Annotated in this window: 9 protein-coding genes and 1 tRNA gene; 6 read left to right on the plus strand and 4 right to left on the minus strand. The window is 76.5% G+C overall.

Going from position 1 to position 12,831, the window contains the following annotated elements:
- Positions 1-3: 3 nt before the first annotated feature.
- Entirely contained in the window at positions 4-684 is a 681-nt protein-coding gene (locus BKA21_RS02065; protein ID WP_370511001.1) for an ANTAR domain-containing response regulator, read from the minus strand.
- 144 nt (positions 685-828) lie between these two features.
- Between BKA21_RS02065 and BKA21_RS02070 the strand changes: the two genes are divergently transcribed.
- The 3 genes from BKA21_RS02070 (at position 829) to BKA21_RS02080 (ending at position 6,408) form a co-directional block, all read left to right on the plus strand.
- Positions 829-2,982: a SpoIIE family protein phosphatase gene (locus BKA21_RS02070; protein ID WP_140458855.1), complete on the plus strand. Its 2,154-nt coding sequence runs from the start codon at positions 829-831 to the stop codon at positions 2,980-2,982.
- Between the two features lie 39 nt (positions 2,983-3,021).
- Positions 3,022-3,095 (plus strand) — tRNA-Leu (locus BKA21_RS02075).
- 127 nt (positions 3,096-3,222) lie between these two features.
- Complete coding sequence (locus BKA21_RS02080; protein ID WP_140458854.1) at positions 3,223-6,408, plus strand: DEAD/DEAH box helicase; 3,186 nt, start codon at positions 3,223-3,225, stop codon at positions 6,406-6,408.
- Between the two features lie 6 nt (positions 6,409-6,414).
- Here BKA21_RS02080 and BKA21_RS02085 read toward each other — a convergent pair whose 3' ends face one another.
- Together BKA21_RS02085 and BKA21_RS02090 are read right to left on the minus strand one after the other, a co-directional pair.
- Positions 6,415-7,833 (minus strand): sensor histidine kinase, encoded by a 1,419-nt coding sequence (locus BKA21_RS02085; protein ID WP_140458853.1) that lies wholly within the window; start codon positions 7,831-7,833, stop codon positions 6,415-6,417.
- Entirely contained in the window at positions 7,830-8,483 is a 654-nt protein-coding gene (locus BKA21_RS02090; protein ID WP_140458852.1) for a response regulator transcription factor, read from the minus strand. Before BKA21_RS02090 ends, BKA21_RS02085 begins: the two co-directional genes overlap by 4 nt.
- Positions 8,484-8,577: 94 nt before the next feature.
- Here BKA21_RS02090 and BKA21_RS02095 point away from each other — a divergent pair, with 94 nt between their 5' ends.
- From BKA21_RS02095 to BKA21_RS02105, 3 genes are read left to right on the plus strand one after another with little or no spacing between them, the layout of a single operon-like run.
- Positions 8,578-9,825 (plus strand): LolA family protein, encoded by a 1,248-nt coding sequence (locus BKA21_RS02095; protein WP_140458851.1) that lies wholly within the window; start codon positions 8,578-8,580, stop codon positions 9,823-9,825.
- Entirely contained in the window at positions 9,822-10,865 is a 1,044-nt protein-coding gene (locus tag BKA21_RS02100; protein ID WP_140458850.1) for an ABC transporter ATP-binding protein, read from the plus strand. The genes BKA21_RS02095 and BKA21_RS02100 overlap by 4 nt, the downstream gene beginning before the upstream one ends.
- Entirely contained in the window at positions 10,852-11,727 is an 876-nt protein-coding gene (locus tag BKA21_RS02105; RefSeq protein ID WP_140458849.1) for a DUF2705 family protein, read from the plus strand. Before BKA21_RS02100 ends, BKA21_RS02105 begins: the two co-directional genes overlap by 14 nt.
- A 60-nt stretch (positions 11,728-11,787) precedes the next feature.
- On the opposite strand, the gene BKA21_RS19030 is transcribed toward BKA21_RS02105, so the two are convergent.
- Positions 11,788-12,828, minus strand: coding sequence for an RDD family protein (locus BKA21_RS19030; RefSeq protein WP_203793425.1), 1,041 nt, complete (start codon positions 12,826-12,828; stop codon positions 11,788-11,790).
- Positions 12,829-12,831: the final 3 nt, after the last annotated feature.

Raw genomic sequence — 12,831 nt, forward strand, 5'->3', positions numbered from 1 at the left:
GCGTCAGGACGCGCCGCCGCCGACCTGCTCGATCACGGCGTCCGCGACCTCGCGCATCGTCAGGCGCCGGTCCATCGACGTCTTCTGGATCCAGCGGAACGCCTCGGGCTCGCTCAGGCCCATCTTCGTCATCAGCAGACCCTTGGCGCGGTCGACCCGCTTGCGCGTCTCGAAGCGCTCGGCGAGGTCCGCGACCTCGGACTCCAGGGCCGTGATCTGCGCGTAGCGGGAGATCGCGATCTCCACCGCCGGGAGCAGGTCGGCCGGGCTGAACGGCTTGACGACGTACGCCATGGCACCGGCGTCGCGGGCCCGCTCGACCAGCTCGGTCTGCGAGAACGCGGTGAGCAGCACGACCGGCGCCAGGTGCGCCTTGCCGATCCGCTCCGCGGCCGAGATGCCGTCGAGCACGGGCATCTTGACGTCCATCACGACGATGTCCGGCTTGAGCTCGGTGGCCAGGGCCACGGCCGTCTCGCCGTCGCCCGCCTCGCCGACGACGTCGAAGCCCGCCTCGGTGAGCGTCTCGACGACGTCCATGCGGATCAGCGCCTCGTCCTCGGCGACGACCGCGCGACGAGCCGGCCGGCCCGCGGGCTTCGGGGCGCCCGGCTCCGCGGTGGGGAGGTCGAGGATCTGCGTGGCGTCCGCCGCGGGCTCGGTGCTGTCGTCCTTCGTGGTCACGTGCACAGCGTAGTGCCCGACAGTGGCCGCGTCCGCGTGGTCAGGGTCACGTCCGCGCGGGAGGCGGGGACGGCGCGCTGCCGCAGCGGCCTGGGCACGCGCGGTGCCACCTATGCTGCGTCCACCGCGGGAAGGGGCTCGGACATGGCGGCAGCACCACCGCCCGAGGGCGGCGACGGCGTCGGCACGCCCTCCCCCGTCGTCCCCGGGCCCCGCACGACGAGGCCTCGGGACCCCCGCGCGACCCCCGGTGACCTCGACGAGACCGCCCGCCGCACGCGGCACCGGCTGGCCGTCGGCGCGGCGGGCGTGGGCACCTTCGACTGGGACCTGACCACGGGCGCGCTCGACTGGGACGACGCCCTGCTGCGCGTGTTCGGGCTCACGCGTGCGCAGTTCGGCGGGACGATCGAGGCGTTCGACGCGTTGGTGCACCCGGCCGACCGCCGGCGCGTGCAACGGGCCCTGGCGGACGCGATCGCCGTCTGCGGCGAGTACGCGGCCGAGTACCGGGTGCTGCGGCCGGACGGCACGACCCGGTGGGTCCAGGCCCGCGGGCAGGCGCTGGCCGGACCGGCCGGCACCGCCGAGCGCGTCATCGGCGCCGCGTACGACACGACCCGCGAGCGCGCGGCCCACGCCCGCATCGACCGCGTGCTCGAGACGATGACGTCGGCGTTCTACCTGCTGGACCGGGAGTGGCGGTTCACGTACGTGAACGCCGAGGCCGAGCGGCTGCTGGGGCGTCCGCGCGACGAGCTGCTCGGCGGCGTCGTGTGGGACCTGTTCCCCGCCGCGAACGCGTCCGCGTTCGACGAGCACTACCGGGCGGCGGTCGCGACGGGCGAGCCGCACGAGTTCGAGGCGCACTACCCCGCGCCGCTGGACGGCTGGTACGAGGTCCGGGCCTGGCCCGGCCCCGACGGCCTGTCGGTGTACTTCCACGACGTCACCGCGCGGCACCGCGCGCAGGAGGCGGCGCGGGCAGCCGAGGCCCGCGGGCGCCTGCTGCGCACGGCGAGCGACGACCTCGCGTCGGTCCTCGACGTCGAGGAGGCCGTCGCGCGCCTCGCCCGTCACCTGGTGCCGACCTTCGGCAGCGCGTGCCTGGTCACGCTCGTGGACGACCACCACCGGCTGCGCGACATCGCGAGCTGGCACGTCGACCCCGCGCGGCGGGCCACGGTGGAGCGGTACGCCAGCACCCGGCTGCGCGGCATGTCGCCGACGTCGTACCTGCACGAGGCGCTGCGCTCGGGCACGACCGTGGTGGTGCCCGAGGCCACCGAGCGGCTGGCCGCCGTCGTCAGCGCCGAGGCGGGCGGGCTGCTGCGGGAGCTGGGGCCGCGGACCGCGTGCATCGCCCCGCTGCGGGCCCGGCACGCGACGGTCGGCGCGGTGACGCTGCTGCTGGGTGGGGGCGACGCCGACCTGTCCGAGGAGGACCTGGCCACGCTCGAGCAGCTGGCGGACCGTGCCGGCCTGGCCCTGGACAACGCCCGGATGTACGGCGAGCAGCGCGCGATCGCGGAGCAGCTGCAGCGCGCGCTGCTGGCCTCGCCGGCCGACCCCCTCGTGGCTGCGCGCTACCTGCCGGCGGCACGGCTGGCGCAGGTCGGCGGGGACTGGCACGACGCCTTCACCACCCCGGCGGGCGAGCGCCTGCTGGTCATCGGCGACGTCATGGGCCACGACACGCAGGCGGCGGCCGCCATGGGGCAGGTCCGCACGCTCCTGCGCGGCATCGCGCACACGACCGGCGCGGGCCCGGCGGAGGTGCTCGAACGTCTCGACGCCGCGATGCAGGACCTGCACGTGGGGGCGGTAGCGACGGCGCTGGTGCTCGCGGTGGGCGCTGCGCGGCCGGGTGCGGACGCCGGACCGGCGGGTGCAGCACCGGTCGGCGCCGGCGCGGGCCACCCGGTGCGCTGGGCGTCGGCGGGGCACCTGCCGGCCCTGGTGGTCGGGCCCGACGGGAGGGCCCGACAGCTGCGCGCCACGCACGGGGGCATCGTCCTGGGGCTCGGGTCGCGGTCGGCGCGGCAGGAGTCGCACGACGTCCTCGCCGACGGCTCGACCCTCGTCCTGTACACCGATGGCCTGGTCGAGCGGCGCGGCACGCACCTGCGCGACGGGATCGCCCGGCTGACGCACGTCGTGGAACGCACGGCCGCGGCGGTCGCGCCGGACGACCTCGAGGGGTTCGCCGACGCCGTGCTGGCGGGGATGGCCGTGGACGAGCCCGAGGACGACGTGGCGCTGGTGGTGACCCGGCTCACGCCCGACCCGGCCGGCTGAGGCACCGCGGGGGTCGTCGGCCGCTATCCTCTCGGGGCGGCCCCGATAGCCCAACCGGCAGAGGCGTTCGGCTCAAACCCGATCCAGTGTGGGTTCGAATCCCACTCGGGGCACTCGTCTGACCTGCGCGGACGCCGCCCAGCGGCGCCCGCCGCCCTCGACGTCGCCGGGCCGGGGCGAGCCCGGTGCCGTGCGGCCCACCGCCAGGGCGCTGTCGGTGCCGTGTGGCACGATCGCCGGGTGCCGACGGACCCGCCCGACCTGCCCGTCGGGCACGTCCTCGGCGACGCCCGCAGCATCGCGTGGCGGGAGGTCCTGCGGACGCTGGCCGCACCGCAGCCCGGACCCGCCGGCGACGGTGCGGGCACGGGCGTCCTGGGCCTGCAGCTCGAGCTGCGCGAGCTGACTCCGCACACCCGGGAGCGGTGGAACGGGCCGACGTCACGGCGGGTCACCGCCGTGCGGCGCGCCGCCGGACGGGGCCGGGCGGCGGACGGCAGCCCTGCGGCGGGCACGGCGCCGGCCGGGGCAGGGGCGGAGGGCGGGCCCGCGACGGGGATGATCCGGCTCGGTGCCCGGCCCGTGCTGCGGACGGCGCGCGGGTGGGCCCGCGGGAACCTCACGTGGTCGAACGTCGCGCACATGCGCCACCGGCTGGACCTCGACGTCGAGCAGCACCGGTGGTTCTGCCAGCTGGGCGCTTTCCACCGCGCCGCCGGGCCGGCGGTGCCGGGCGCCGACCTCGACTGGGTGCACCTCGACGACTTCACCAACCCGGTGCTCTGGGACCTCCTCGTCCAGGCGCGGGAGCTGGGCGTGGAGCTCGTGGGCTCGGGCGCAGGCTCGGACGTGCGCCTCGCCGGGCGCGCGGACCTCGACCTGGACGTCGTGCAGGAGGCCCGTGGCGTGGTGGTCCGGGCGCGGCTGCGCATCGACGGCGCCCCGGCGCCCGTGGCGCACGCGCACGCCGTCGGCACCCACGGGGTGTACGTGGTCGACCTGGCCCGGCCCAACCGGGTGGTCCTCGCACGGGCGGCGAGGACGTGGTCGGCGCAGCAGCTCGTGCTGCTCGGCGCCGGCCCCGAGGGCGGCCGGGAGCTCGCGGACGTGCTGGCGGGCGGCCTGGTCGTGCCGCCGGACGCCGCGGGCGAGCTCGTCAAGGAGCACCTGCCCGCGCTGCTCGCCGGGCTCGACGTCGTCAGCGCGGACCGGACGGTCGCGCTGCCCCCGCCGGCGCCGCCGACCCTGGTGCTGACGGTGCGGCACCGGCCCCGGCGCACGGTGGACCTGTCGTGGCGCTGGGACGGGCACGCCCGGTCGGCGCCCGCGCCCGACCCCCGCACGCTGCTGCCGGCCGACGTGCGGGCAGCGCTCGGGTGGCCCGACGCGGCGACCGAAGGCACGGACACGCCCGCGCTACCCGGGCCTGTCACGCTGCGCGACGAGGACGCGGCCGAGCTGGTCACCACGACGCTCCCCCGGCTCGACGGTCTGCCCGGCGTGCGCGTGGAGACGGTGGGCACGGCGCCGGACTACCGGCGTCTCGACGGTCCGCCGGTGCTGACCGTGACGACGTACGAGACGGAGAAGCACGACTGGTTCGACCTGGGCGTGAGCGTGCAGGTCGAGGGGCGCGCGGTGCCGTTCGCGCCGCTGTTCGCCGCGCTGGCGGGCGGCAAGCGGCGGCTGCTGCTCGTCGACGGCACGTACCTGCGCCTCGACCACCCGGTGCTGGCGCCGCTCGCGGCCCTCATCGCCGAGGCCCGTGAGCTCGCCGAGTGGGAGACCGGTCCGCGGATCAGCCGGCACCAGACCAGCCTGTGGTCCGACCTGGTCGCCGTCGCCGACGAGGCGGTGGCCGCACCGGCGTGGCAGGCCCTGCTCGCGGACGTCGCGCAGGGCTCGCCGCGCGCGACGCCGCTGCCGCGCGGTCTGCGTGCGACGCTGCGCCCGTACCAGCGCGAGGGCTACGACTGGCTCACCTCGCTGTGGAGGCACCGGATCGGCGGGATCCTCGCGGACGACATGGGCCTGGGCAAGACGCTGCAGTGCCTCGCGCTCGTGCAGCACGCCGTCGAGGAGCGCGCCGTCGACGGCCACGGCGCGGACGAGCCGCGCCGGCCGTTCCTGGTGGTCGCGCCGACGTCGGTGGTGCCCGGCTGGGTCGCCGAGGCGGCCCGGTTCACGCCGGGCCTGCGCGTGCGCCGGATCCGGGCCACGGAGGCGGGCGGCGGCGCCCGGGTCGCCGACGCCGCCGCGGACGCAGACCTGGTGGTCACCAGCTATGCGCTGCTGCGCCTCGACGCCGACGCGTACCGGGACGTCGCGCGGGGCGCCGGGTGGGCCGGGCTGGTCCTCGACGAGGCGCAGCAGGTGAAGAACGCCGCGTCCCTCGTGCACGCGGCCGCCCGCGACCTCGAGGTGCCGTTCACCCTCGCCGTCACGGGCACGCCGATGGAGAACTCCCTGACCGAGCTGCACGCGCTCCTCGCGCTGACCGTGCCCGGTCTCTTCCCGTCCGCCCGGGGGTTCGTCGAGCAGTACGTGCGCCCCGTCGAGGGCGTCCGGACGGGCATCACCGCGGGGCCCGGCGGCGGCGAGGACGTCGGCGCCGACGTCGCACGCGTCCGGACGGAGCGGCTGGCCCGGCTGCGGCGGCGCGTGCGACCGTTCCTGCTGCGCCGCACCAAGGAGCTCGTGGCGGCGGACCTGCCCGCCAAGCAGGAGCAGACCCTCACGGTCGAGCTCACACCCGCGCACCGGGAGGTCTACGACCGGTACCTGCAGCGCGAGCGCGCCAAGCTGTTCGGGCTCATCGACGACCTCGACCGCCAGCGCTTCATCGTGTACCGCTCGCTGACGCTGCTGCGCATGCTCGCGCTCGACCCCGCACTGATCGACCCCGCTCTCGGCGGGAGCCGGTCGGCGAAGCTCGACACGCTGCTGGAGCAGCTCGAGGACGTCGTCGCAGAGGGGCACCGGGCGCTGGTGTTCAGCCAGTTCACGTCGTACCTGGCGATCGTCGGCGACGCGCTGCGGGAGGCCGGCGTGCCGTTCGTGCAGCTCGACGGCTCGACGGTGCGCCGCGAGGAGGTCCTCGAGGAGTTCCGCACGGGCGCGGCCCCGGTGTTCCTCATCAGCCTCAAGGCCGGCGGCACGGGGCTCAACCTCACGGAGGCCGACTACGTCTTCCTGCTCGACCCGTGGTGGAACCCCGCGAGCGAGCAGCAGGCCGTGGACCGCACCCACCGCATCGGCCAGCAGCGCACCGTGATGGTGTACCGGATGATCGCGGCAGGGACCATCGAGGAGAAGGTCGTGGCGCTGCAGGCCCGCAAGGCGGCGCTCGTCGACGCCGTCATCGACGACGGGGACCTGTTCTCCTCGGCCCTCACCGCGGACGATGTGCGCGAGCTCCTCGCGTGACCCGTCTCAGGCCCCGGCGCGGGACACGTCCACGGGCGCCAGGTCCACGACCGCCCGCAGCCCGCCCGTGGGGGCCTGCTCCAGGCGCACGGAGCCGCCGAGGTCCACGGCCACCTCGCGGGCGATCGCCAGACCGAGCCCGGTGCCGCCGGCGTCGCGCTGCCGGGCATCGTCGAGCCGCACGAACCGCTCGAACACCGCCTCGCGCTGCTCCGGGGCGATGCCGGGCCCGTCGTCGTCGACCACCAGGCGCGCGTCGTCGACGCGCACCACGACCGCGGAGCGCGCGTGCCGGACCGCGTTGTCCACGAGGTTGCGCAGCACGCGACGGACCCCGTCCTCCCCCGCGAGCGCGCCGCCCCGCCCGACGACCGTCACGTCGACCGTGCGCGCCGTCGCCCCGCGTGCCGCGGCGCGCACCCCGTCGACCACGTCGTCCGCCAGCGCGCGCAGGTCGACCGGCGCGCGGGCGACGGGCGTCGCCCCGACGCGGGCCAGCACGAGGAGGTCGTCGACGAGGGCCTGCATGCGTCCCACCTCGGGTGTCAGGTCGTCGAGCAGCTCCTGCACGGGGTACGCCTCGGGGTGGGCGCGGGCGACCTCGACGGCCGCGCGGGCCGCGGCGACGGGCGAGCGCAGCTCGTGCGCGGCGTCGGCGACGAACGTGCGCTGGCGGTCGGCGGCGACCCGCAGCCGGTCGAGCATCGTGTTGAGGGTGCGGGCCAGAGCTCCGATCTCGTCGTCGGCGGTCGGCACGGGCAGAGCGCCCGGTCCGCCGGTGCGGGCGACGGCGTCGGCGCCGCGGCGCAGGGCCTCGACGGGGCGCAGGGCCCGGCCGATGACGAACCAGATGACCAGCCCCACGCCGGCGGTGAGCACGGGGACGACCAGCAGGAGCGCCAGGCGCAGGGCGTGCACGAGCCCCTCGACCTCGGTGAGCGGGACGGTGGTGACGACGGTCACCGGCTCCCCGGCGAGCGTGGCGGCCCGGACGGCCGCGCGGGCCGAGGTGTCGTAGGCGCTGTCGGGGGTGGTCAGGACGAGGACGTCGTCGGGCTCGGCCGCGGCGCGCTCGCGCCAGCCCGCCAGGACGTCCGGGGAGGCCACGGGCAGGGTGCGGCTCGCCGTCGTCGACGTGGCGAGGACGCCGCCCGCGGCGTCGAGGACCTGCGCGACCTCGCCGGGCTCCGCCACGGGCAGCGTGGCCGGCACCCGGTCGTCGGCGACGAGGGCCGCCAGGGCCGTGGACCGCTCCTGCACGACGGCGTCGAGGGCGCCCACCCGGGCGGCCTGCAGGACGCCCGACAGGGCGAGGGCGCCGAGCACCAGGGCGCCGGCGACCGCCGCGGTGGACAGCGCCGTCAGCCGTGAGCGCAGCGACAGGGCCGGCCAGCCGGGACGGGGTGCGGCCGCGCCGCGGCTCACCCCGCCACCCGGTAGCCCGCGCCCCTCACGGTGCGGACGGCGTCCCGGCCGAGCTTGCGGCGCAGGTAGCCGACGTAGACCTCGACGACGTTGGGGTCCTCGCCCCCCGTGTCGAAGACGTGGTCGAGCAGCTCGAGCTTGGGCACGACCCGGTCGGCGTGCCGCATGAGGTGCTCCAGGAGCGTGAGCTCGCGGGCCGTCAGGTCGACCGGTGCCCCCGCACGGGTCACGGACCGGGCCGCAGGGTCGAGCTCGAGGTCGCCCACGCGCAGGACGGCCGGCCGGGGGCCCGACTGCCGGCGCACGAGGGCCCGCAGCCGCGCCACGAGGACGACGAACGAGAACGGCTTGGTGAGGTAGTCGTCGGCCCCGAGGTCGAGCCCGTCGGCGACGTCGTGCTCCCCGTCCTTGGCCGAGAGCATCAGCACGGGCGTCCAGACGTCCTGCTCGCGCAGCCGGCGCAGCACGTCGTAGCCGTGCACGCCGGGCAGCATGATGTCGAGCACCACGGCGTCGTAGTCCCCGACGAGCGCCTTCGCCAGGCCCGTCGCCCCGTCGTGGGCGACGTCGACCGTGAACCCCTCGGCGGACAGGCCCCGGCGCAGGGCGCGGACCAGCCCCTGCTCGTCGTCGACCACCAGGACCCGCACCTGCGCAGCATCCCACCGTCCGGCGGTCCGCCGCCCGCGACGGTCCGGCGTGGCTCTCAGGGACTCCTCAGCGCGCTGGGCGCACCCTGGTGCCATGACCACGCAGACGTCCTCCGGCGCCCCTCGGCGCCTGCCGTCGGCCCGCGCACGCTGGGCCGTCCCTGCTGTCGCCGCGCTCGCCGTGGCGGGGGCGTTCGCCGCGCCGCCGCTGCTGGCGTCGGCCGACACCGACCTCCCCGACGTCACGGCGGCCGAGCTCGTCGCGCGGGTCGCCGCCGCCGAGCCGCCCGCGCTGTCCGGGACGGTCGTGCACACCGCCCGCCTGGGGCTGCCCGACGTGTCGTTCACCCAGATCGGCGGGGCCGACCCGGTGAGCCTGCTGTCGGGCTCGTCGACGCTGCGCGTGTGGAGCGACGGGCAGACCCGCTCGCGGGTCGCGCTGCTCGGCCCGACGTCGGAGTACTCCGTCGTCACGGACGGTGCGCAGGCGTGGACGTACTCCTCGTCGGACGACGAGGTCGTGCACTACACCGTCGCGGACGAGGACCTGGCCCGGCTGGAGGCCGCCGCGCAGGCGGCCCCGGAGGTCGCCGGCGACCTGCCGACGCCCGCCGAGGTGGGTGCGCAGGCGCTCGCGAAGGCCGAGGAGGACGCCACGGTCGGCGTCGACTCCCCCACGACCGTCGCCGGGCGCGACGCGTACCAGGTGGTCGTGACCCCGACGAGCAGCACGACCCTGGTCGGCCGGATCGTCGTGGCCGTCGACGCGCAGACGTCGACGCCGCTGCGCGTGCAGGTGTGGTCCAGCGACGACACGCAGACCCCGGCCCTGGAGATCGGGTTCACGGACGTGACCTTCGAGGCCCCGGACGACGCCGTGCTGGCCTTCTCGCCGCCGCCCGGCGCCTCCGTGCGCGACGTGGTGGTGCCCGTGCCCGAGGCCGAGCAGGTCCCGGACGTTCCGGACGCCACGACGGGCGAGCCTGCGCTGCCCGAGGGCGTGAACGTCACCGGCTCCGGCTGGGACGCCGTCGTCGAGGTCGCCGACGTCGACGTGGCGGGCCTGCTCGCCGCCGACCCGACCGCCGTCGCCGAGATGGCCCTGCCGGACAAGACGTTCGGCTCGGAGGCCGCCCAGGGCCTCGTCGACGAGTTCGTGGCGACCGACGGCACCAGCCCTGTGCCCGACCTCGACGCGACCGCGCTGTACGACCAGCTGACCACGCCCGTCGACGGGGGGCGGCTGCTGACCTCGGCGCTGCTGTCCGTGCTGGTCACCGACGACGGCCGCGTCCTCGTGGGGGCCGTGCCGGCGCAGACGCTGCAGGACCTCGCCGGATGACGACGACCACCGGGGCGGGCGCCGCGCAGGCGCCCGCCCCGGCGCGCGTCGAGTCTCCCGCCGCGACGAGCGCGGTGCGCACGCAGGGGCTGACCAAGCGGTTCCGCACCGGGCAGGTCGCGGTCGACGGCGTCGACCTGCACGTGCCTCGCGGTGCCGTGTACGGGTTCCTCGGGCCCAACGGCTCGGGGAAGACCACGACGATCCGCATGCTGCTGGGCCTCGTGCGGCCGACCGCGGGGCAGGTGCACCTGCTCGACGAGCCGATGCCCGCGGCCGGCGGGCGCGTGCTGCCCCGGGTGGGCGCGCTCGTGGAGGGCCCGGCGTTCCAGCCGTACCTCAGCGGTCGCGCGAACCTCGCCCGCGTGGACGCCGCCGACGCGACCGTCGACCCGCGCACGTCCCGGCGCCGCGCCGACGAGGCCCTGGAGCGCGTCGGCCTGCTCGCGGCCGCCGACAAGCGGTACCGGCAGTACTCGCTGGGCATGAAGCAGCGCCTCGGGCTGGCCGCGGCGCTGCTGCGACCCCGCGACCTGCTGGTGCTCGACGAGCCGACGAACGGGCTCGACCCCCAGGGCACGCGCGAGGTCCGCACGCTCGTGCGCGACCTCGCGGAGGCGGGCACGACGGTGCTGGTGTCGTCGCACCTGCTCGCCGAGATCGAGCAGGTCTGCACCCACGTCGGGATCATGGGCCGCGGGCGCCTGCTGCTGCAGGGCCCGCGGGCCGTCCTCGCCGAGCGCCGCACCGCGCGCGTCGTGGTCCGCACGCGGCCCGAGCACCTGGACGCGGCCCGCACCGTGCTGGTCCGGCTCGGGCTCGTGGACGTCCGCACCGAGCCGGGGGCGCAGGTCGCCGAGCTCACCGCCGCCCTGCCGCCCGCCCCCGTCCCGGCCGGCACCTCGGCGCCCGGACCGCAGGACGTCGCCGCGGCCCTCGTGCGCGCCGACGTGCCACTGCTGGGGCTCGACGTGCGCCACCCGTCGCTGGAAGAGGTCTTCGTGGAGCTGACCGGGGAGGGCTTCGATGTCGCCCGCTGACACCGCCGTGCGCGCACCGGACGTCGCGCCCGCGCACGTGCGCGGGGCGTTCGGCCGTCTCCTGCGCGCCGAGCTGCGCCTCGTGCTCGGCCGGCGCCGGAACATCGTGCTGCTCGTGGGTCTCGCCCTCGTGCCGCTCCTGCTGGGTCTGGTGCTGTGGTTCACGCAGGACACCGCGCTCGGCGGCCAGGGCCCCGGGTTCGTCGCCCGCGTCACCGGCAACGGCCTGTTCCTCGTCGTGGCCGCACTGTTCCTGTGCCTGCCGTTCCTGCTGCCCCTGACGATCGGGATCGCGTCGGGCGACGCCATCGCCGGGGAGGCGTCCACCGGGACGTTGCGCTACCTGCTCGTGGTGCCCGTCGACCGGACCCGGCTGCTCGTCGTCAAGGCCGCCGGAGCACTCGCCTTCGCCGCGGCGGCGGTCCTCGCCATCGCCCTGGTGGGACTGGTCGCGGGCTGGGCGTTGTTCGGCGTCGGCGAGGTGACCCTGCTCTCGGGCACCACCGTGCCCGTCGCCGACGGGGTGCTGCGGGTCGCCGGGATCGTCGCCTACGTCGGGCTGTCCATGACGGGGCTCGTCGCGGTCGGACTGTTCTTCTCCACGCTCACCGAGGTGCCCGTCGGCGCCATGGCCGCGACCGTCGTCGTCGCGGTCGTGTCCGCCGTGCTCGACACGCTCCCGCAGCTGGCGGCGATCCGGCCGGGGCTGCTCACGCACCACTGGTTCGACTTCGCCGAGCTGCTGCGCCTGTCCCCCGACCCCGGGGTGCTCGCGCAGGGCATGTACGTCCAGGCCGCCTGGGTCGTGGTGTTCGGCTCGCTGGCGTGGGCACGGTTCACCACCGCTGACGTCACGTCCTGACCGCGTCGCGCGCGGGACGTGACCCGCGTGCGGGCGGCGCTGCTCGGCGCCCGCACGCGGTCACGGCACGCGCATCGCGTCCTCCGGCACGTTCCGCGACCCGTCGAGGTCGACGACCTGGGAGCAGGCCGCCACGACTTGCCCGGCCTCGACGACCTCCGAGGTGACGACCACGGTGCCGTCCTCCACGTCGGCAGGCACGGGCAGCTCGACCGTCACCACGCTCCCGCCGCCGCCCACCTCCTCGGCCTGCCGCGCACCCGCGATGCCGGGCGCCCGCAGCGTCGCGGACGCCGTGACCTCGGGCGTCCCCGCGTCGGCGAGCGGCCACCAGCTGACCGTCACCGGGCCCGCGTCGGACGGTTCGTGCCGCGTCCAGAACAGTCGTCGCTCGTAGCCCCAGCCGACGTCCCGCGTGATCTCGCCCGACCAGGTCAGCCCGCCGGCCGGCGTCACCGGGGACCCCTCCACCGGCGCGCACGCGACCCGCAACGACTGCGCCGACCCGCCGGTGTACGACGGGACGCTCAGCACGAGACCCAGCACGCACACCACCGTCGCCAGGGCGGTCACGAGCCGTCCCACGACGACGGGGAGGCGCCCCGCCGACGACGCGGGGACGACGAGCGTGCCGAGGACCTGGTCGGCGAACGTGCGCCGCCGGCAGTCCCACAGCGGGCGCAGGTAGCCGACCATCAGGATCGCGTCGAGCACGTGCACCACCGGGCGCACGAGCGTGCGCAGCAGACCCGCTGGGGTGCCCGTGACACGGTCCACCACGGCGATGCCGACGAGCCGCCGCCCGGGCGTCTGCCCCGTCAGGCCCTGCAGCAGCACGTAGACGGCCAGGAGCAGCCAGACCCAGGGCGAGGACGTCCAGGCCAGGGGCAGGTCGACCGCGGACGACGGCGGCAGTCCGGGCCACCACGTGGGCGCGGCCGCCTCGGGCCCGAGGGCCAGCCACGTCACCCCGGACAGCACCGCACCGTCCAGGACGGTGGCCAGCACGCGCCGCCCCCACGTCGCGTACTGCGCCCGTCCGTCGTCCACCGGCGGCGGGACCGCCTCGAGGACCGGTGCCGTGCCCCCTGGCGTCGTCATCCC

Source organism: Cellulomonas oligotrophica (assembly GCF_013409875.1).
GTDB lineage: Bacteria > Actinomycetota > Actinomycetes > Actinomycetales > Cellulomonadaceae > Cellulomonas > Cellulomonas oligotrophica.